This window comes from Clostridium sp. L2-50 (assembly GCF_000154245.1).
Classification (GTDB): Bacteria; Bacillota; Clostridia; order Lachnospirales; family Lachnospiraceae; genus Coprococcus.
In genome coordinates this window covers 100,821-122,669 of sequence record NZ_DS480317.1, presented here as the reverse complement: position 1 = coordinate 122,669, position 21,849 = coordinate 100,821, and the positions used below count along the sequence as shown (strand labels likewise).

At 42.7% G+C, this 21,849-nt stretch carries 19 protein-coding genes and 1 tRNA gene; 5 read left to right on the top strand and 15 right to left on the bottom strand.

Translation table 11 applies throughout. The features are described from left to right. Positions 1 to 169: 169 nt before the first annotated feature. The gene (locus CLOL250_RS05230) at positions 170 to 694 is read left to right on the top strand and encodes a spore maturation protein (RefSeq protein ID WP_008401162.1); all 525 of its coding nucleotides are present in this window, start codon (positions 170 to 172) and stop codon (positions 692 to 694) included. 31 nt (positions 695 to 725) lie between these two features. Here the strand turns inward: CLOL250_RS05230 and CLOL250_RS05225 are convergent, their stop codons facing one another. Further along, entirely contained in the window at positions 726 to 2,531 is a 1,806-nt protein-coding gene (locus CLOL250_RS05225) for a metallophosphoesterase family protein (RefSeq protein ID WP_008401161.1), read from the bottom strand. 260 nt (positions 2,532 to 2,791) lie between these two features. On the opposite strand from CLOL250_RS05225, the gene CLOL250_RS05220 reads away from it, so the two are divergent. After that, positions 2,792 to 4,408, top strand: coding sequence for a CTP synthase (locus CLOL250_RS05220; RefSeq protein WP_044945163.1), 1,617 nt, complete (start codon positions 2,792 to 2,794; stop codon positions 4,406 to 4,408). A 448-nt stretch (positions 4,409 to 4,856) separates the two neighbouring features. Here CLOL250_RS05220 and CLOL250_RS05215 read toward each other — a convergent pair whose 3' ends face one another. The 3 genes from CLOL250_RS05215 to CLOL250_RS05205 form a co-directional block, all read right to left on the bottom strand. After that, entirely contained in the window at positions 4,857 to 6,728 is a 1,872-nt protein-coding gene (locus tag CLOL250_RS05215; protein ID WP_008401159.1) for a heavy metal translocating P-type ATPase, read from the bottom strand. Between the two features lie 104 nt (positions 6,729 to 6,832). Further along, entirely contained in the window at positions 6,833 to 7,051 is a 219-nt protein-coding gene (locus tag CLOL250_RS05210) for a cation transporter (RefSeq protein WP_008401157.1), read from the bottom strand. Positions 7,052 to 7,075: 24 nt separating this feature from the next. Beyond that, positions 7,076 to 7,438, bottom strand: a complete 363-nt coding sequence (locus CLOL250_RS05205; RefSeq protein ID WP_021943626.1) for an ArsR/SmtB family transcription factor — start codon at positions 7,436 to 7,438, stop codon at positions 7,076 to 7,078. 301 nt (positions 7,439 to 7,739) lie between these two features. Between CLOL250_RS05205 and CLOL250_RS05200 the strand changes: the two genes are divergently transcribed. After that, positions 7,740 to 7,940 carry a DUF378 domain-containing protein gene (locus CLOL250_RS05200; protein ID WP_008401155.1) on the top strand — a complete coding sequence of 67 codons (201 nt, stop codon included), beginning with the start codon at positions 7,740 to 7,742 and terminating at the stop codon, positions 7,938 to 7,940. A 641-nt stretch (positions 7,941 to 8,581) separates the two neighbouring features. Here CLOL250_RS05200 and CLOL250_RS05195 read toward each other — a convergent pair. The 5 genes from CLOL250_RS05195 to CLOL250_RS05175 all read right to left on the bottom strand — a co-directional run bounded on the left by CLOL250_RS05195 (position 8,582) and on the right by CLOL250_RS05175 (position 12,840). Further along, a complete protein-coding gene (locus CLOL250_RS05195; RefSeq protein WP_044945160.1) occupies positions 8,582 to 9,523 on the bottom strand; it encodes a CPBP family intramembrane glutamic endopeptidase in 942 nt (313 codons plus the stop codon). A 69-nt stretch (positions 9,524 to 9,592) separates the two neighbouring features. Then, positions 9,593 to 9,973, bottom strand: a complete 381-nt coding sequence (locus CLOL250_RS05190) for a RidA family protein (RefSeq protein WP_008401150.1) — start codon at positions 9,971 to 9,973, stop codon at positions 9,593 to 9,595. Between the two features lie 101 nt (positions 9,974 to 10,074). Then, on the bottom strand, positions 10,075 to 11,187 hold the full coding sequence (gene aroB, locus CLOL250_RS05185) for a 3-dehydroquinate synthase (protein WP_044945207.1): 1,113 nt from the start codon (positions 11,185 to 11,187) through the stop codon (positions 10,075 to 10,077). A gap of 94 nt (positions 11,188 to 11,281) precedes the next feature. After that, positions 11,282 to 12,115, bottom strand: coding sequence for a CvfB family protein (locus CLOL250_RS05180; RefSeq protein WP_008401148.1), 834 nt, complete (start codon positions 12,113 to 12,115; stop codon positions 11,282 to 11,284). Beyond that, positions 12,112 to 12,840 carry an acyl-[acyl-carrier-protein] thioesterase gene (locus tag CLOL250_RS05175; protein WP_008401147.1) on the bottom strand — a complete coding sequence of 243 codons (729 nt, stop codon included), beginning with the start codon at positions 12,838 to 12,840 and terminating at the stop codon, positions 12,112 to 12,114. The genes CLOL250_RS05180 and CLOL250_RS05175 overlap by 4 nt, the downstream gene beginning before the upstream one ends. A gap of 214 nt (positions 12,841 to 13,054) precedes the next feature. On the opposite strand from CLOL250_RS05175, the gene CLOL250_RS05170 reads away from it, so the two are divergent. Beyond that, positions 13,055 to 13,127, top strand: a tRNA-Gln gene (locus CLOL250_RS05170). Between the two features lie 312 nt (positions 13,128 to 13,439). Here CLOL250_RS05170 and CLOL250_RS05165 read toward each other — a convergent pair. After that, on the bottom strand, positions 13,440 to 14,291 hold the full coding sequence (locus CLOL250_RS05165) for an amidohydrolase family protein (protein WP_008401146.1): 852 nt from the start codon (positions 14,289 to 14,291) through the stop codon (positions 13,440 to 13,442). A 284-nt stretch (positions 14,292 to 14,575) separates the two neighbouring features. Here CLOL250_RS05165 and CLOL250_RS05160 point away from each other — a divergent pair, with 284 nt between their 5' ends. After that, positions 14,576 to 15,310, top strand: coding sequence for an N-acetylmuramoyl-L-alanine amidase family protein (locus CLOL250_RS05160; RefSeq protein WP_008401145.1), 735 nt, complete (start codon positions 14,576 to 14,578; stop codon positions 15,308 to 15,310). A 226-nt stretch (positions 15,311 to 15,536) separates the two neighbouring features. Here the strand turns inward: CLOL250_RS05160 and CLOL250_RS05155 are convergent, their stop codons facing one another. The 5 genes from CLOL250_RS05155 to ptsP form a co-directional block, all read right to left on the bottom strand. After that, on the bottom strand, positions 15,537 to 17,807 hold the full coding sequence (locus CLOL250_RS05155; protein ID WP_008401143.1) for a beta-glucosidase family protein: 2,271 nt from the start codon (positions 17,805 to 17,807) through the stop codon (positions 15,537 to 15,539). A 138-nt stretch (positions 17,808 to 17,945) separates the two neighbouring features. Next, complete coding sequence (locus tag CLOL250_RS05150; protein WP_008401142.1) at positions 17,946 to 18,506, bottom strand: NUDIX hydrolase; 561 nt, start codon at positions 18,504 to 18,506, stop codon at positions 17,946 to 17,948. A gap of 94 nt (positions 18,507 to 18,600) precedes the next feature. Beyond that, positions 18,601 to 19,335: a GntR family transcriptional regulator gene (locus CLOL250_RS05145; RefSeq protein WP_008401141.1), complete on the bottom strand. Its 735-nt coding sequence runs from the start codon at positions 19,333 to 19,335 to the stop codon at positions 18,601 to 18,603. Then, positions 19,325 to 20,086, bottom strand: coding sequence for a GntR family transcriptional regulator (locus CLOL250_RS05140; RefSeq protein WP_008401140.1), 762 nt, complete (start codon positions 20,084 to 20,086; stop codon positions 19,325 to 19,327). Before CLOL250_RS05140 ends, CLOL250_RS05145 begins: the two co-directional genes overlap by 11 nt. Before the next feature lie 123 nt (positions 20,087 to 20,209). Beyond that, positions 20,210 to 21,829 (bottom strand): phosphoenolpyruvate--protein phosphotransferase, encoded by a 1,620-nt coding sequence (gene ptsP / locus CLOL250_RS05135; RefSeq protein ID WP_008401139.1) that lies wholly within the window; start codon positions 21,827 to 21,829, stop codon positions 20,210 to 20,212. Positions 21,830 to 21,849 lie beyond the last annotated feature (20 nt).

Genomic DNA, 21,849 nt, shown 5'->3' with positions numbered 1-21,849 from the left:
CGGCGAGTTCACTTAGAAATCTTTAATAAGCAGCGCAGTTGACTTTCATAATACAGAATATATCTGTGTATATATTTCGGTTTGGCAGGTTATTTATCGCAGATGTATGTCTGCTAAATAACCTGCCAAAACGAAATAAACATACACAGAATCTTAATGGAGGCTTGTCATGCTGACAACAATCTCAAACAGTATCATCCCACTGGTCATATTTGCTGTTGTGTTATATGGCTGTATCAAAAAGACGAATGTCTATGAAGATTTTATTGACGGGGCATTTGACGGAATGAAGATAGTAGTCGAATTGGTTCCAACATTGATCGGTCTATTTGTGGCTGTACGAATCCTGAATGATTCCGGTGCGCTTGACCTGATCACAAAGGTTCTGAAACCGATTGCCTCTCTCATACATACCCCAGATTGTGTGATCCCCGTCATCATAACGAAGCTGTTCTCCTCCGGGTCTGCCACCAGTCTGATGCTTAACATTTTTAATGACTATGGACCTGATTCCAGAGAAGGACTCACCGCTGCCATTATCCTTAGCTGTACGGAGTCTTTATTCTATACGATGTCTGTATATCTGATGGCTGCCAAAGTCCGCAAATCCCGATATATCATCCCATGTGCCCTGTTATCTCTCGGTGCAGGGATCGTTGTAAGTATCCTGCTGGCAAATATGTTAGTGTCCTAGGGCACCTGTTTTTCAAGTGCCCTTTTTCTTTTTATTCTAACGTCCGCATCGCTTCTTCCATCACCTGAAGCTTATAGATCGTCTGCGCCACAAGATCTTCTCTGGCATTCACATCCGACTGGATCTCCCGCCGCTTTGTATCCTGTAACTGATATCCGGTTCTGACTTCATGAAGCTGCTCGCCTTTTGCAGCCAGCTCGCGTTCAAGCCGTTCTGCATCTGCACGTTCTTTTCGTATTCCGTCTGCCTTGTTCTGATCGATCAGCCTTGCAAATACATAACCGATCACAAAGCAGAGCACGATCGCAAGTATTGATGTGACCAGAAAACGAACCACATCTGTACCATTCATACGCTCTGACATTTGAATGTACGCCCGTGGCATCAGGAATAATGCCATAATACAGAATATGACAAATGGAACAATCGCGGCACGGATACCGGTTCGTATCCATTTGCTTCTGTGTCTTGGTACGATCTGCGCCTGATTGTTCCGGGCAGTCAGAAGCTCCAGTTTGTTCTTCCGTTCCATTGCCCATGCTTCATTTAAGCGTTCCAGTACATCCGGACTTTCTGCCAGCCGTTCCTTTGCCTGTTCATATGCCTGAATATCCTTTGAGGTACGGAGTTTATCCATATCCTGTTTCAGATTCTCAATCACTACCCGGATCGTTTCCTCATAAAGCCGGTCATTCATTTTCCGGCTGCTTCTGGTGTATATCTTTGATCGTTCTATAACGAGGTCAACTGCCAGCTTCGCCCCATCCTCCCGGATTGGAGAGTCGGCATCCAGTTTATCAAGCAATCGTCCAAATGCATTTCCTCGGTTTGCTTTTCTGTATTCATCATAATCCTCACGCTGATACACTTCTCCGCTCAGCGCGGCAATCCGGTAAGTGGCCAGTGCCTCCTGCAAATGAAAGGACTTCTCACATTTTTCCGGTCGTACCAGGTAGATCGAATAAATGTTTTTTTCTCCTTCTCTTGCAATGATACGATGCAATTCATCTGCCAGTTCTTCATCTGACATATAATTACTGACCGGATAGCGTATCGTCTTATATTCCTTTTGTGATGCAGGCACAAGCCGTACCGATACCACGCCATCTGATAACTTTCCCTGCACATAGCCATGCGGTCCGGTCTCCCTGTTATTGTCCGGTTCCAATACACCCGGATAACAAATCCTGCCATTGTACATATTCTTATAGGAAGCTTCATGTCCTAATCCGATATAATCAAATCCTGCTTTCCGGATCGTCGGATAATCGATCGGTATCGCGCCATGATTTCCGGCATGAGCCAGCAGGATATTTGTCATCTCATCATCCGCCGGTGTCAGTTCATCTAAAACTGCCATCTGCGCTCCGGCACTATAATAGCCGGCACAATAAAGTACCGCATTTTTTTTCGGGAACCGAATAACATCGATCATGGCAGTTGCGTTTTCATGCTTTACTCCATATATTGCAGAGCCTGCCGGAACCGGATTCCGATACTCGCTGCAGCCTGCCACATAAATATTTGACCGGAAAGAATAGTTTGCAAGCACCCCATCTGATTTCATGTAATCATGATCTCCCTGACAATAAATGACCGCCGTCTTATCAAGCGGCAGAAATATCTCATCAATCCACGCAAGATCTTCTTCTGTTGCCGGATGGTCAAAGAGATCCCCTGTGATAAATACAAAATCAGCCTGTAATTTTCCTGCATCAGAAACAACCTGTTTCAAGGTCGTTATCCCGTCCTTTTCACAGGTCTGTCCGAACAGTAATTTGTCTGCTTTTCGTCCGATATTCACATCACTGATATGGATAAACTGAATTGCTCCCATCGAGATCTCCCGTCTTCTCACTTCATTTTCCTGTCAAATGTATATTTTTCGCTTTATTTTCTAAAGTTTATGAATATTTTTCCATAATTTTATTAAGTTTGACTTCTTATATACTATCATACCATATTTTTATGCCGGATACATCCTGTTTTTCGATACGGCTGATTGACTTTTGAAAAATGCTCTCGTATAATAATGAGTGTTTTTTTAATGAGAGCGTATGTCTATGCGTTTTTAGAATATATCAGGAGGAAATTATTATGCCTATTAAGTACGTGTTTGTCACAGGCGGTGTCGTATCCGGTCTTGGTAAAGGTATCACTGCTGCCTCCCTTGGTCGTCTGCTCAAAATGAGAGGCTACAAGGTTACCAGCCAGAAATTCGATCCATACATCAACATGGATCCGGGTACTATGAACCCGATCCAGCATGGTGAAGTATTCGTAACCGATGATGGTGCGGAGACTGATCTGGATCTTGGTCATTATGAGCGTTTTATCGATGAAAGTCTGAATAAGAATTCGAATGTTACGACCGGTAAGATCTACTGGAGTATCTTACAGAAAGAACGCCACGGCGACTTCGGCGGACATACCGTACAGGTAGTTCCACATATAACAAATGAAATTAAAGATCGCTTCTATCGGAATCCGGATGCAAAGGATACCGAAGTAGCGATCATCGAAATTGGCGGTACAGTCGGCGATATCGAGAGCCAGCCTTTCTTAGAGGCGATCCGTCAGTTCACACATGACGTCGGACATGAGAATTGCATTATGATCCATGTTACTCTGATTCCTTATCTGAAAGCTTCCGGCGAATTAAAGACAAAGCCGACTCAGGCGAGTGTTAAGAACCTGCAGGGAATGGGTATCCAGCCGGATATTCTGGTCTGCCGTTCTGATTATCTACTGGATCAGGGCTTAAAGGATAAGATCGCATTATTCTGTAATGTACCTAGCCAGAATGTTATCCAGAATCTGGATGTTGATGTATTATACGAAGTTCCTCTCGCTATGGAGAAAGAGCATCTCGCTGATGTTGTGTGCAAATGTTTACACATGGATTGTCCTGCTCCGGAACCACATGCATGGAAGGAATGGAATGATATGATCACTGCATGGAAGAATCCGAAAAAAAAGGTTCGTGTTGCTCTCGTCGGCAAATATGTCTCACTGCATGATGCATACATTTCCGTTGTTGAATCCTTAAAGCATGCCGGTGTTGCAAACGATGCCGAGGTCGAGATCAAATGGGTAGATTCCGAACTTGTAACTCCTGAAAATGTGGAAGAAACACTGGGTGACGTCGATGGAATCCTCGTTCCGGGCGGTTTTGGTGACAGAGGTATCGAAGGCATGATCACCGCAATCCAGTATGCAAGAGAGAAAAAGGTTCCTTACCTTGGTCTGTGTCTCGGTATGCAGCTCACGATTGTTGAATTTGCAAGACATGTCCTTGGTTATGCAGATGCACACAGCTCAGAATTCAATCCAAACTCTTTCCATCAGGTTATTCATATCATGCCGAATCAGCATGATGTAACAGACCTCGGCGGAACATTAAGACTTGGTTCTTACCCATGTGTACTCAGCAAAGATTCCAAATCCTATGAGCTCTATGGCACAGAATACATCCACGAGCGTCACAGACATAGATATGAAGTCAACAATGACTACCGTAAGGCTTTAACAGATAATGGCATGGAACTGGTTGGTCTCTCTCCTGACGGTCACATCGTTGAGATGATCGAGATTCCGAATCATCCTTGGTTCATCGGAACTCAGGCACATCCGGAATTCAAGTCCAGACCAAATAAAGCACATCCGCTTTTCAAAGGCTTTGTTGCTGCGGCACTCGCTCACGAAGAAGCCTAAACATATCCAGTATAATAAAAATGCAGGGTATGGTGGTCTGTATATCTTTATTACGCAAGACGTTTTCACTCTATTCCAACGCAACGGTGCTAAGTTCTTCGCCTGCGGCGACTCACTAAGAACCGGCGTTGGAACAGGCTTGCTTCATAAAATATACAGACCGCCATACCCTGCATTTTTATATGTCCTATTCGAAGTAAAAAGGGCGCGTAGAGATATATAGCCTCCGCCATACAGATTACCCTGCCATAATGACTTGTTGCGATTTCTGTTCGTTACACATGTCTGATTCGCTTATGCTCCTGCGCAAACTCGTCCTACGGACTCAAACATGCGCCCGCATTCGCTGACAATGTGTAACTCGCGACGAAATTCTCACAATGTCATTATGGCAGGGTAATCTGTATGGCGGAGGCTATATATCTCTACGCACCCATATCTTTTTACATCATGGCTTCAGCGCGCGGGTTGCGTTGATGATCGCGAGGAAGGCAACACCGACATCGGCGAATACCGCTGCCCACATATTTGCAAAACCAAGGGCACCGAGTACCATAACAATGATCTTGACAGCAAGTGCAAACACAATGTTCTGCTGCACGATATGAACCGTCTTTCTGGCAATTGCATATGCTACGGCAATCTTGCCCGGATCATCATCGATCAGAACGATGTCTGCTGCTTCGATCGCAGCATCCTGACCCATAGCTCCCATTGCGATACCGACATCGGCACGCATTAAAACAGGCGCATCATTTATTCCGTCACCGGTGAAGATCAATGTACTGTCTTCATCCTTCTCGCGGAGAAGCTGTTCTACTTTATCTACCTTATCACCCGGCATCAGTTCTGCACATACAGTATCAATGCCAAGCTCTTTTGCTACACTGTCAGCAACCTCTTTCTTATCACCCGTCAGCATAACAACATTATCAATCCCACATTTCTTGATTGATGCAATCGCATCCTTAACACCATCCTTGATCTCATCAGCGATCGTGATACATCCCTTATATGCACCATTTTCCGCTACGAAAAGGACTGTTCCAACCTTGGATGGCTGTTTTGCGCCTGCTATGGATATCTTTCTGGAATCCAAAAGCTTTTTATTTCCGACTAACACTTCTTTTCCATCTTTTAAAACCTTGATACCCATTCCGGAGATTTCCTCATATCCATCGAGGTGGTCGATCTGTACCGTTCCCTTATATGCAGCCTTGATTGATGCTGCGATCGGATGGTTGGAGTAATACTCGCCATATGCTGCAAGCTCCAGAAGATCATCTTCACTGATTCCATTTGCGCATGTCTCTACAACCTTGAATACACCCTTTGTCAGAGTTCCGGTCTTATCAAATACGGCAATCTTTGCTTTACCCAGAAGCTCCAGATAGTTACTTCCTTTTACAAGGATACCTGCCTTGGATGCTCCGCCGATTCCACTGAAGAAACTAAGTGGAATAGAGATGACCAATGCACATGGACAGGATACTACCAGAAAGATCAATGCACGGTGGAACCATTTGCCAAATTCACCTACAAAGATCGGCGGAATGATCGCTACTGCAAGTGCAAGGAAACACACGATCGGTGTATAGTATTTTGCAAATCTGGTAATGAACTGCTCGTACTGTGCTTTTCTCGTACTTGCATTTTCCACCAGTTCCAAAATCTTCGATACGGTCGAATCGTCAAATTCCTTTGATACCTTGACACGGATCACACCATTCTGGTTAATCACGCCACTTAACACTTCGTCACCAACAGACAGCTTTCTAGGTACGGATTCACCGGTAAGCGCTGCTGTATCTACAAATGTTTCCCCTTCGATGACAGTACCATCGAGAGGAACTTTTTCACCCGGCTGCACGATGATGATATCACCGATCGCAACTGTCTCCGGTTCTACCTGAACGATCTGTCCATCTTTTTCAATATTTGCATATTCCGGCATAATGTTCATCAAATCTGTGATACTGGCTCTTGATCTGTTGACTGCATATTTCTGGAACCATTCTCCGACCTGATAGAACAGCATAACGGCTGCCGCCTCGCCAAATTCTCCGGTTCCGTATGCGCCTACAGTTGCAACTGCCATCAGGAAGTTTTCGTCAAATACATGACCCTTGCTGATATTCTTGATTGCCTTTAAAAGGACATCATATCCTGCCATCAGATATGGTACTGCGAACATCGCAGCCTTTACAACTGTATCCCACACTCCATTCAAATGGATGAGCTTCTCTGCAATCTCGCATGCGATAAATACCACCAGTGCAACGATGATTCGAATTAACATCTTTTTCTGCTTCTTACTCATAATCCATCACCTTTTTTCTGCTATCTGCGATAATTTTCTTATTTTATCTTCTCTTTCAGCTTATGTAAATCTGTAACGTCTTAATATTCAGATCTGCATTATTTCTAATATTCGATCGCAGCTTCCTCATCAATGCTCTTGATGATCTTTTCTGCCTGCTTTAAGATCTCGTCTAATTTGTCTTCATCTGCGTCTAATGTAAGTTTCTGTGCCATGAAGCTGATAGATGCGCTGTTAACTCCCGGTAACTTGCTGATCTGCTCCTCCATCTTTGCTGCACAATTTGCACAATCTACATCACTTAAATTATATCTCTTCTTCATAATATCCACCTTTAACCTTTCTTATTATTCAAATATATGCTCAAGTCCCATTCGCATGATCACTGCTACATGGTCATCGGCAAGCTCATAAAACATATTCTTTCCGGCTCTGCGGTTCTTGATCAGCTTCGCCTGTTTTAACACTCTTAATTGATGAGAAATGGCAGATGCATTCATTCCAAGCTCTTCTGCAATGTCACCAACACTTTTTTCGTGATCCAGCAGTGTGTATAAGATCTGGATTCTGGTAGAATCGCCAAATACTTTAAACAACTCGGCCAGATCATACAGATTCTCTTCGTCCGGCATCATCTCATTAATCTCAGCGGTGATCTCAGCAATATCGTTCTCTTTGCATTCACATGCTTCCCTGCTGTCCGTATTCATTCTGTTCCTCCTCTCGCTGTTTTTATTGAACATTTGAATATCTGTTCATATGTTGTTTTTAATATAACATTATGTTTGCACCCTGTCAACTGATTTTTATATTTGCTTCAAATAAATTTCTGCCGCCAGATCCACTATATTATATTTTTCATTTTATACCTTCATCCTGTTTATACATTTTTCCTTATAATGGCAGTATATTTTTTCCATGTTCGCACAAACTAGAGATATGGAACCATTAATTTTGCGACACCTTGCCAAAAACTAATGTCCAAATAACTAGAAATCAGAGAGGAATGCCATGAAAGTATTTAATGTTATTTGTCTTACTCTTGTGATCGTTGGGGCGATCGTTTGGGGTATCATCGGAATCTTTAATTTTAATCTTGTAGATGCTTTATTCGGAACCGGCTCCGCCTTTTCCAGAATCATCTACACACTCGTTGGTATCGCCGGACTGTACCTGATCTCCTTCTACGGTCTGATCTGCAACGAGGACTAGCCGAACACGCAAAAAATCCCCCTTATGGTTGTGTGCCCTCTTCATATGCTGGTTCTTCCACTAACAATGACCTGCTGCGTTTTCTGTATGTTGCACATGCCTGATCCGTAAATACTCCTGTGCCAACTCGCCTTCGGCTCAGACAGGCACCCGTATTTACTGGCAATGTGCACCATACAACGAAAGCCTCGCATATGTCATATTTTAGTGAAAGAACCAGCATACAAAGAGGGATTTACGATCCACAATGGGAGATTTTTTCTGCTATTGATATTTCCACTATGATAAACTCGCGAATGTTTTTTCATAGTGAAAACACCAACACTCGAAACTGGATAAATCCCTGTATATCGAATGGTGTATTTTTCTGTTTATCTTTTTATTACTCATTTACATATAGCAACAAAACGCCCACCAAACAAATCTGATCTGGTACCTGCTCTATTATAATATGACATTAGCGAGGATTTCTTGATGAATTGCACATTGTCAGCGAATGCGGGTGCTTGTCTGAGTCCGAAGGACGAGTTAGCACAAGAGCATGAGCGGATAAGACATGTGCAATGAATAGAAACCGCAGCAAGTCATTTATAATAGGGTAGGTACCAGATCAGATTCATTTGGTTGGCATTTTGCCATCGTTAAAATAAAAATTCTTCGACAACGCAGCGGATCAGGCAGTAGATGATGACCACGATCATAAGCGGGGTAAGCAGGCGAAGCTTTTTGCCATTTTCATCGTACCGATTAAAAGGTTCCGTGAATACAGAGGTGAAACTCTCCATTCTGCCATTTATAGTCGCAAGCAGATAAATAATTCCTACTGATATTACAGTGCCAACCAGCGCCATAGGTATATATGCCCGGATGGTGCTGAGCAGCATCGTCTGTGTTACTTCTGTATTTTCCGCCTGATCTTTTAACATCGGAATGATATTTGCAATATGCTTTATAACAACAGAAAAACCATTGATCAGAAAATGCATGATCATTGTTGGAATAATGCTTCCGGTTGCTTCTACGACAAAACCGAAGACCAAACCGATCATGATCGCATATGCCATCTGATTAAAATTCATATGCATCAGTCCAAATAAAAAGCCTGACATCAATATTGCCTTTAATCTGCCGGCTTCATGAAAGCTTCCGAACATGACACCACGATACGCCAGTTCCTCTATCACACACGGCAAAAATGCCATGAAAAAAAGCGAAGTTCCAAGTGTATTATGATCAACCAGTGCTGAAGCTGCATGGCTGATCTCATTTCGCACAAATAACATTGAGATTGCATTTAACAATGTAATAAGTGGCTCCATAAACAGAACCAACGGTGGAAGCAGCAGGAGTGTCAACGGATGAAATCTCCGAAACCAGATGATATCCTTTACGTGCTTTCTCATGATGAACAAATATAACACTGTTGGTACAAATATCAAACTCTGACTGAATAATATGTTTTGTTTTATCGTAATGCCGGAAAACAGATCTGTAAATAACGCCAGCACCGTTACGATCTCATACACTACGATCAATGCTGTAAACAAACATTCAGCTCCAAAAATTTTCTTTCTTGTCTCCATATACCCTCTTATAATAATGCGGCAGATATCATTCATATATCTGCCACACCATCATTTTAAAATCTTTATTTATACAACTGCTACTGCTTCGATCTCAATCAGTACGTCTTTTGGAAGTCTTGCAACTTCTACACAGGAACGTGCAGGGAAATCTTTGTTGAAATATTCTTTGTAAATATCGTTGATAATTGAGAACTGGTTCATATCCTTAATAAATACTGTAGTCTTTACAACCTTGTCACAGGATGAACCGGATGCCTCGATCAGATTCTTCAGATTTGAGATTGCCTGTTTTGCCTGAACTGTGATATCTCCTTCTACTAACTGATTCGTTGCAGGATCGATTGGAACCATTCCTGACGTAAATAAAAATCCGTTAGCAACGATTGCCTGTGAATATGGTCCGATTGCCTGCGGTGCTTTCTCTGTGCTGATTATCTTCTTATCCATTTTTATATCCTCCTGAAATCTTATATATTGAATATTTTATCGTGTAATTCTACTTCGCATATTCTATGAATTGTGAAAAATCATCCCTTGTAAGCAAATGCCTACATCTCCATAATGATCTCTCTTGCCAGACTCTCCGGTATGGCTTTTGCGTACTGGTCACCATCAAATACCTCGATCGCGCCGATTCCATGCTGTAAAACGAAACGCAAATGTCCGTCTCTGACCTTCTTATCGGTATACAGCTTCTTAACCAGAGCTTCACGGTCTATATAATCCGGAATCTCCGTTGGAAGATCTGCCTGCTTCAACATGGCAACCATAGCTGCTTCATCCTCTGCTGTACAGTAGCCAAAATGTTCTGCCATCTTCACCTCTGCAACCAGACCGATCGCAACGGCCTCTCCATGCAACAGCTTATAATCACTGACTGTCTCGATGGCTCTTCCAACCGTATGTCCAAGGTTCAAGACCTCACGCAAGCCGCTTTCCCGCTCGTCCTTCATAACGACCTGATATTTGATCTCGCAGTTCTTCTCTGCGATATGTCTGCATACCTCATCCTTTACTGCAAGCACATCTTCGATATGCTCTGACAGATAATCGAAGAATTCCCTGTCTGCAAGGCAGGCATGCTTGATCGTCTCTGCAAGACCTGAAGATAACTGCCGTTGTGGAAGTGTCTTCCATGTTGCGATATCCAGATATACCTTCTGCGGCTGATTAAACAGTCCGATCAGATTGGTTGCAAGCGGTGTATCGACCGCTGTCTTTCCTCCCACAGATGCATCCGCTGCCGCAAGTAATGTCGTTGCATAATTGATAAATGGAATTCCTCTGCCATAGGTTCCGGCTACAAATCCTGCAAGGTCTGTCACCACGCCACCGCCAACGGCGATAATGCAGCAATCTCTCCGATATCCCTTTGCAAGCATGGTATCTTCTACATACTCCTTTGTCGCTCTGGTCTTACTCAGTTCTCCTGCCGGAAAACTGATAAGATCTGTCTTGTATCCTGCTTCTTCAAGCATCTTATAAATCTTGTCCGCATATAGCTCTTTTACATTACTGTCTGTGACTACTACGAATTTGGATATTTTTCCAACCAGACCAGCCTTCAGATCATCGATCAGCTTCTGTTCCAACTCATATCCGATCTCGATCTCATAGCTGTCGTCTACTACTTTTTTTAATTCAACCTTGAAATTACTCATATTCATCCTTTCATTTCCTGGTACTTTCCAGCCATATAACACGCATAGCTGTCTTTTTGTTTCTGCTGAACATTCCTGCTCATTTATGAATCCGTTATTTGATGATAATGTTTTTCTCTGTGATCCGGATCTTACCCTCTTTTAACAAATGTCCGACCGCACGCTTAAATGCATTCTTGCTGAGTCCGAACTCTTTCTCGATCACTTCTTTATCTGCCTTGTCATTAAATGGTAAAGTTCCTCCATAGCTTTCGATGATATTGTATACCATCTCGCTGTCATTGTTGATCTGCTCACGGATCGGCTTCTGTAAACTCAGATTGAGTTTGCCGTCTTCTCTGACATTTGCCACACGGGCTTCTACCGTCTCACCCACATTGATCCGGGAATGGATCTCCTTCATCGGGATCAGGGCTGAATAGCGATTATCAACCGCAACAAATGCTCCAAGATTCTGATTAAATTCAAATACCGTTCCGCTTACCGCATCTCCTGCCTTATATGGGGACTGTGTCTCCAGATAGGCATATACTTTCATGCTGACGCACAAACGCTTGGAACGATCCTCATACATCCGGACCAGATACGACTGACCTTCCCTTACCTTGCTTGTCTGCTCTTTAAAAGGAAGCAGGATATCTTTTTCCAGTCCCCAGTCCATAAATGCACCGATGCCTGTCACATTGACACATTTTAATACTGCTAGTTCTCCCATCGTTATGATCGGATGATTTGTTGTTGCGATCAGACGATCTGCGGAATCACGATAAATAAATACATCTAACTGATCTCCCATTCTTGTTCCCGCAGGTACCTGTTTCTTCGGAAGCAGAACTTCCTCGTCATCGTATTTTTTCTCGGCAAGGTAAATGCCGAAATCTTTCTCTTTTACAACCTCTAAATGGTTCCATTCGCCAATCTTGATCATGCTGTCTGTCTCCCCGTTCTCTTTGTTTTAAATTCTACTATACATCTGGTCTGATCTTCCTCATCTGCAAATACAAACTGTATCAGATCATCTCTTTCTGCTTTCTTTATTACGATACATTCATCTTTTACAAACTGCCGCTTATACTCGCTTCTGATCTGACAGATCATGTCATCCGAATCGATATATTCCAACGCCAGCGCAATATATGCTTCATTATTCATGTGGTTATTCGAATCAATCTGATAAGGCAGAACAACCCTTCTGTCTGTCTCTTCCATGCCTTCGATCAGCCGGATCTTTCTCGGAGCATATTCCATCGGAAGCTTTTCTGCAAGAGGATATGCTTCTCCTACTTCAGGCTCAATTCTTACAGGACGAAGCGTATCAGTATCAATATAACTCCACTGGGAAGCTGCCTGTACAATATTCGCTCCATTCTCATCCCGAATAACTATATTACGATATCCCATGGAACCCTTAAAATCATATGCCCAGGTTCCAACCCTGATCTTCTCCTGTAATACCGGATACCGCTCCACATCGATCTGCCATGAGATCAGAAACCATGCCCGGTTATGGTCCTTCAGATATTCAATTCCAATTCCTGCCTGTTCTGAATCGAAGATCGCACAATCCTGAAAGTAATTTGCTATCGTTGCCGCATTTGCTTCCGGTCTTCCATGCGTTTCGCTGTATCTTACGATCGCATCAAAACTGTACATATGTATTCTCCATTTCCTATTATAATGTCATCTCCACAAGTGTTCCCATTATACAACAGCCGGGCTATTATTTCTACCTGGATTTTCTATTTCCATTGATTTTTATTCTCAATTTTTTCGTGTTCATTGCGTATAAATAACTTTTTGTAATTTTTTTAAAAAAATGCTTGCTTTTTTCAAACTGTTATAATATAATATCATCTGTTGACAGCAATGGGCTATCGCCAAATGGTAAGGCACTGGACTCTGACTCCAGCATTTTCAAGGTTCGAATCCTTGTAGCCCAGCTCTTAAGAACCAGATGTGATCTGGTTCTTTTTCTTTGTGCAAAAATAATACTAAAGGGAAAGGGGAAAGGGACCGCCGTCTTACAGGCAGTCCCTTGTATTTATGAATATTTTTTTGTGAAAAAAACAACAACTTAAATTTCGGATGTCTTAGGAGCTATCTTCTCTCCCTTTCTTATTGTAACAAAATTGTAACATATTTTTAATTTTTGTGCAATGTCTATTTTTACTAATTTATCGGGAATTTATTTTACTTTTATGTATGAATCCTCTAATGCTTTCAAATATATTGTATATTTCATTTTATATTTTCTATTCTGCATCCGGCAGTCCCAAAAGCTGCAATGCATTTTCTCCAAGGATCTTTTTCTTGTCTTCATCTGATAACGGAAGTGCCTGTATGTCCTTTATGGCTCGCTTCTGATCTGTCCACGGACTGTCTGTTCCAAATACGATCCGGTCTGCTCCATGTGCTCTGATCAGTTTCAGGAACATCTCCTCCGATGCCAGCTTCCAACGATGTTCAGCACCCGAAAGCCATGCAATCTCTCCATAAGAAAATGCTGTATCCATATATACATTTCTTCCGCACAGCTTCGCAAGTACCTCGTCCCAGAGATTCCAGCCACCCATATGTGCAAGAACGAGCCGCTCCGGCTGAACCTCATCTAATACCTCACACACCATGTCCGGTGTACAATGTGTTACAGATGGAAGTCCGATATCTACTCCGGCATGAACCACAACGACCAAACCAAGCTCTGTTGCGTAACTGATGATCCGTTTATAACGGATATCATTGAACATGGCATCCTGATAATCCGGATGCAGCTTAATTCCCTTTAATCCGGCAGACTTGATACCATTTAAAATCTCTTTATAGTTATCATTTCCGGGATGGATTCCGCCAAATGACCAGACGCCACTACCCGTAAACTGGGCTGTTACTGTCTTTGCCACGGCATTGATCCGCTCCACCTGATGTGGTGCAGTTACAACAGGAAGGACAACAGAGATATCAACACCGCTTTGCGTCATTGAATGCTGCAAGCCTGCAAGTGTACCATCTGATGCCGGCTTTGTCTTTGATCTACTTACTAACAGTTCAAGTGTCTTTGAAGCTATTTTATCCGGATATGTGTGAGTATGAAAATCTACGATCATCTTTTATTCCTTTTCTTATCTTCTCCCTGCCACCCTATATTTAGGGTAACACCCACGTTTTCATTTGACAATATTAAATTTTTCAGAAAATTATTAATTTCTTTCGCACTTTTCTATATAAAATGCCAAATTATATCGCCTGCCGGTTCCATGTTACACCGCATTTCACCGATATATGTAAATATTAAATCTTTTCTATCGTATTGAAAATCCGATCATTTTAGAGTATCTTAGTTGAGAATAAACTAGAAACAGAAAGGGCTGCTCCGGCAGTTTTATACATTATGGCTGGAAAAACAAAAAAGAAACTGACCGTTACACAGATGCGGTCTGTCATAAAATTCCTGATCGGTGTCAACATCGTCCTGCTCATCACCGTTATCGTTCTGTCCGTCCTGTTGGCGGTCAGCCGGTCAAAAAGCGGCAAGGATGCTGTCTCGATCATAAAACCGGACGGAAAATACACAGTCTGTTTGGATCCGGGACATGGCGGTTCCGACATCGGGGCAACCGGAATTAATAATATTCATGAAAAAGACGGAAACCTGAAGCTTTCCTTAAAGGTTGCAAAACTATTAAAGAAAAACGGAGTAAAAGTTGTCATGACGCGTGATGATGATTCTACCGTTTCTTCCGAAGAACGTGCTACGATTGCAAATGACTGCGACGCTGATCTCTATCTGGCACTCCACAGGAACTACGCAGCAAATCCTGAGGCCTGTGGTGTAGAAGCATGGATCTACAGCTCCGGCTCCGAAAAGAACCATGCGATCGCAGAAACCATCCTGTCCAATCTGGAAAAGGTCGGAATCTCCGATAACCGTGGTGTCCGTACCGGAACACAGTTTGACAGTGACAACGATTACATCGTTATAAAACAGACAAATATGACAAGTCTGATCATCGAGATGGGCTTTATCAGCAACGAAAAAGACGTAGAGCTTTACGATGATAACATGGACGATTACGCCGCCGCGATCGCAAACGGCATAATAGAATGGCTCAACGAATATCAATAAAACAATATGTATATAAAAGCCGGTATGAACGATCTATCAGCCGGTACTATGAAACATCCATAGAGAAGCCGACTGATTTTCATACAATTTTGTGCTATGTCGGAGCTGCAAACGACTTTATCGCAGCGGAGACATATGCATATAAAATTGTATGAAAGAAGGTAGGCAAACGTGATGTTCATAGTACCGGCAGACAGACCGTTCATACCGGCATTTTATCTATTAATTATTTTATTGTTATGGTTGTTACCGATCGAATATCAGAAACAGAACTTCCGATATAGATCGTATAACTTCCTGCTATGACCTTCCACGCATCCGTCTTCTCATCAAAATGACGGAATGCATCGGCTGTCAATTCAAATTCCGCATACTTTGTTTCTCCCGGTGCAAGTGATAACTTGCAGAAGCCCTTCAACTCCTTTACAGGATTCTCCGGACTTACTTCCGTTTCTCCGACATACAGCTCTACCGTCTCTTTTCCGGCAAGCTTTCCGGTATTTGTTACCGGGATCTGTACCTTGAATGTCTGACCATCCGACTCTTTTACCTGCATATCCCCATAGGAAAATGCCGTATAAGATAATCCATGGCCAAATGGGAACTGTACCGGGATCTGATATTTGTCATAATACCGATATCCGACAAATACACCTTCTCTGTATGTCTCCGTCAATTTCGCATTCATTCTTTCATGTTCTTCTTCCGTTAAGGTTCTTCCGGGGAAATCTCCAAAAACCATCGCCGGTATCTGATCAAGAGATTTTGGCATGGTCATCACAAGTTTACCGGATGGATTAACTTCACCAAACAGGATTTCACCGAGTGCTCTGCCACCTTCCATTCCTGCATAACTCATCCATACAATCGACTTTGCATCATCAATCCATGCACTCATATCGACCGGATTTCCCGCCATCATGACAATGACCATATTCGGATTCACTTTTAAAAGTTCCGTGATCAATTCATCCTGATGATATGGAAGCTTCAGATCCGGTCTGTCGTATCCTTCTTCATCTGTATCATGATTTAAACCGCCAACAAAGATCACATCATCATATTCAGAAGCAAGTGCAACCGCCTCTTCACGAAGTGCCTTCTGGATCTTCTTTCCTTCCGGATCATTTCCTTCATAAGCCCCCTGCTCCGATGCCAGTTCATCCAGACTTACCTCCTGCCAGTTCAGTACCTGCTGTCTGTTCTTATCCGGTACATAATAACCTTCTGCATAGGTCACTTCGCAGTTACCGCCAAGCTCCATCTTAATGCCAAGCAGTGGATTGATCTCATAAAGTGCCGCAATCTCCGCACTTCCGCCACCATTTGAATGAAGCTTTGCTGCATTATGTCCGATCACCAGAAGCCGATGTGTCTTCTCAGGTGCAAGCGGCAGTCTCTGTTCTTCATTCTTTAACAGTACAATTGATTCTCTGGCTGTCTCTAACACTGCATCCTGATGTGCTGAAGTATCATAACTTCCTTTCTTCCGGCTCCGGTCACGAACCGCATAGACAGCCGGCTTCTGTTCCGTACAGTCAGCGGATATAGCCGTCTGTTCATTGTCCCCACTTTCGACTTCTACAATATCTATCATCTTGACACGAAGCATGAATCGGAGAATACTCTTTACTTTTTCATCAACTCTTTCCTCTTCGATCTCACCATTTCTTACCGCATTTAACAATGGATCTGCCATGCAGTATTCATCGAAGTTTGCATAGATTGACATCTCTACATCGATCGGGCTTTCTGCTGCGGCCTTTGTATCGTGGATGCCACCCCAATCCGAAACGATCAGGCCGTCATAATTCCATTCTTTCCGCAGTATCTCACCGAGCAGTTCATTATTTTCACAGCAATGAACCCCACGGAACAGATTATAAGCACCCATAATAGATCTTACCTTTGCTTTCTTTACTGCTGCTTCAAATGCAGGCAAGTATATCTCACGGAGCGTTCGTTCATCGATCTCGACATTCACCCAGTTCCGCTCTGTTTCCTGATTATTAACAGCAAAATGTTTCACACAGGCCCCCACATCAGAACTCTCGATCCCTTCGATCACCTGAACCGCCATCTCTGATATCAGATATGGATCTTCACTGAAATACTCAAAATTTCTTCCGCAAAGCGGCGTCCGCATGACATTGACACCCGGCGCAAGTATGATATCCTTGCCACGTCCTCTGGCTTCCTCTCCAAGTACCGTTCCTGATTTTCCTGCCAGTTCCCGGTTCCAGGTTGCGGCGATCGCACTGTTACTCGGACAATATGTAACTCCATCATCATTATGTCCGGCTCTGCCCCAGTTATCATTAAAGAATTCGAACCGCACCCCTGTCGGGCCGTCCGACATCACGATTGGGGGGATTCCAAGTCTTTCTACTGCCCCGGTGCGGAACAGACCCGCACCATGGATCATCTTTATTTTCTCTTCTAATGTCAGTTCATTTACTAACTGATCGATCTTTCTTTCATAATCTTTGTGAAGCATCGTATTTTTCCTTTCTGTCCAGATATTTACAACCCTTATCTGCAAACGATACGGTTGCTGCAGGCTGTAAGAACCGTTGTGCCGGCTTTCACTTCAAGTTTCGTCCCCTGTGCTCCTCTAAATTCTACTTTTTATCCTCTATTCCCTGCTCCACACATAGCAGTATGCCTGTGTTCTCGCTGCAAATTTCGCTTTCTTAAGAAGTTCTCTGACTTCTGCCTTTGTATACCAGCCGGCTTCAATCTCTTCTAATGTAGAGGTACTCTTATGGAACTCTCCCCGTGCCTTTCCAACAACGCAGACATTTGTTTCATTTGAAAAACCAACCGCACTGTAGCTGGTTCCGATGAAATCATCGATCTCATATAATTCCAGCCCTGTCTCCTCACGAAGCTCACGCTTCGCACTCTCCTGCGGTGTCTCACCCGGATCGATCAGACCTGCCGGGAAGTTATATACCCATTCTCCCGGAGCAAGACGGAATTCCTTATCGATCAGTATCTTCTCGCCGGTCTCATCCGTAGCAATGATCACAACTGCATCTGCCATTTTGCCATGCAGTCCTTCAAAATCCGTAATGTCACCATTCCGGCTGATCATCTCATATACCTTCTTCTGATGATCCACTGTCTCATATGTTATATCATAGCGGGTAATAAATTTACCTTCGCATTTCTTTTCTACTTTTTTGAATTGCATTTTCAAATAACACCTTTCAAGTACTAATATTATAAACCGAAGCCGGCATAACAAGATCCATATGATCCGTAACAGAAGCGCTTATGTCTTTCCTTTAAGGAACCTCAACATCAAATCGGAATTTTGTATAAGCAGGATTCAGATAACTCATGGTAAACTCTACAATATTATAATCTGCATCCGCACCCTGATAATCGATCTTATAAATCGCAGTTCCACGTTCCACCTGCAGCAGCTCTGCGAGCCGTTCATTTGCCTCACATATGACCAGCTTCTGTCCAAAATGGCATGGCATATGTCCTTTTGCTTCCATATAATCATATAAAGATACTTTGGCGAAATCAAATTCATCCAGATCATCAAAATATTTTTTCGGTACATATGTATACTCCACTGCAAATGGTATATCACCCTCTGATCGTACCCGGTAAATTCCATATATCATCTCATCATCCGAAATTCCAAGCTTATATCCCAGATATTTACTTCCTGTGATCTCACCGGTCCCGAGAAGGCGGTTTTTTACCTCCATTCCACCCTTACGGAGCGTCGCTGTGATGCCGGTATTTCCTGCTTCATTTGAATTATCCAGATCGATCTTTTTCTTATCTCTTTGTGCAACATACGTTCCGGAACCCGGTTTACAAACCAGATATCCTTCTTCTACAAGCTTACTGATCGCACGTTTTACGGTCATACGGTTCACACCATAGGCTTCCGCCATTTTTCTCTCACTTGGTATTGCTTCACCCGGCAGATATTTTTTTTCATCTATTTTCTTGATAATAGAATCCTGTAATTGAATATATAATGGCATTCTATAATCCATGGAGCACCTCCTCCATCTTTTGCTTAATGACAGGATCTTCTTTTTCAAATGCGACCCATTCTTTATTGATCACCGATTGCAGATATTCCAGAACCTCACCTTTCTCGTCATATGTGATTCCCTCTTTTTTTACAAGAGCAGTCAGCTTGTCAACATTCAAGGCTTTGGCTTCATTTTCATCAGCATATACAATTCCGACTGTTAATTCCTGTTTTTTGGGAATATGATGATATTCCTGAATCAAAATATCAAATAACGAATTATCTTCCAGATCAAACCGCATCAGCTTAGGAGCCTTGCTTTCCGGTATATATGAATATTCTATGGTGATCGGAACAGCCCTGTCTTCTTCTACGACCATACGGATACGGGTAATTTTGAATAACGGAGTTCCTAACGGAAGCTTAATACTTTTATTCAGTTCCTTATCTACTTCCACACGCTCAAACGCCAACAGTCTGCTTCTTGTTTGTGCCCCCATCTTTTCCAGCTTTTCACTGAATGATCGAATTCGGTCAAGATTGGATATCATTCTTCTGTGGGCTATGTAGTTGCCGCTCCGTTCCCTGCATTCTATGATCCCTTCATCCTCTAATAATTTATATGCAGATCTGACGGTAGCTCTCTGTACCCCAAACTGTTCAGCCAGATCCCGTTCAGATGGGAGTTTTTCTCCTTCTTTCAGTTTATTTTTCATAAAGTAAAATTTTAATTCATACGCAATAAACTCATCTTTATTCATCAATTTCATGGCAAACTCCCTCCTGTACTCTATTAAGTATAGCAACTTTTCCAAACGCAAACAAGCAGGAAATGTCAGTTTATAAGACCAAAAACAGACCCGTACATGTGCGGATCTGTCTCTGTATACTTTTTATAACTCTCTTATTTTTTTCCTTAACGGAAGTATCATACCCGGTGCAACTGATAACTCATCAATGTTCATCTGTAAAAACCTTTCTGTCAGACTTAGATCGGCTGCAAGTTCACCGCATATTCCAATCCACTTTCCTTCTGCATGAGCATTCTCTGCTGCCATTTGGATCATAGATAACACCGCCGGATGGTGTGAATCATAGAAGGAATCCAGATTCCGGTTCTGGCGATCAATTGCCAGAGTGTACTGCGTCAGATCATTTGTTCCGACACTAAAGAAATCCACTTCCTTTGCCAACTCTCTGCTGATCATAACCGCAGCCGGAGTCTCAATCATTATACCGGTTTCAATCTGATCGGAAAATGCTATTCCATCTGCACGAAGTCCGGTCTTCACCTCGTCCATTATCTCTTTAATACGACGAACCTCTGATACCGAAATGATCATCGGAAACATGATTGCAATCTGGCCATACGCGGATGCTCTGAAAATAGCTCTAAGCTGGGTCTTAAATAATTCGGGTCTGGTCAGACATATCCTGATCGCACGGAACCCCATTGCCGGATTATCCTCTTTTTCCAGATTAAAATATCCAACCTGTTTATCTGCTCCGATATCCAACGTACGGATGATCACCCTTTTTCCGGCCATCATTTCCGCTACCTGTCTATAAGCTGCAAACTGCTGTTCCTCTGTTGGATAAGTTTCATTTTCCAGATATAAGAATTCGCTTCTGAATAACCCGATACCACCGGCATCATTTCGGAGTGCCGCTCCTACATCTGATACATTGGCAATATTGGCATAAAGGTTAATCTTCTGCCCGGATCTGGTTACATTTTCTTTGCCCTTCAATGTCTCCAGAAGCTCACGCTGTTCCTGTTCGACAGCTTGTTTTTTTCTCATGGCAACAAGGATTTCTTCATCCGGATCAATATAGATCTTTCCTTCCTGACCGTCTACGATTGCAAGTCTTCCGTCATATTTCGGTGTTAATGTATCACCGATTCCTATAACAGCCGGAATATTCATGGTTCTGGCAAGAATCGCTGTATGGGAATTTGCCGAGCCTTCCACTGTAATAAATGCCAGCACCTTATCTTTATCAAGCTGAACAGTCTCGCTTGGTGCCAGATCATCTGCCGCGATGATTACCTGCTCCGTCATTTCAAATGAAGCATTCTGTTTTTTTGCAAACTGGGAAAGGAGCCTGTTCGATACATCCTTTACATCTGCTGCCCTTCCCTGCATATAGGCATCATCCATCGCTTCAAAGATTGCTGCATAATTATCAGATGTGACACCTATTGCATATTCAGCATTTACCTTTTGTGTATTTATAATATTCTCTACAGAATCATTATAATCCGGATCCTCAAGCATTAACTGATGTGCTTCAAAGATCATGGCATTTGCTTCTCCCACATCAGTAAGTGCCTTGTCATATAACTGCTGCAATTCAGAAAGTGCTTTTTCCTTTGCAGTCCGGAAGCGGCGTATTTCCGCCTCCGGATCATCGACATGACGTCGTTTTATCTGGATTTCGTCCCTTTTAAAGAATTGTATCTTCCCGATAGCAACTCCGCCAAATACACTTTTACCCTGTAATATTACCATATTGTCACCTCTTTAAAATC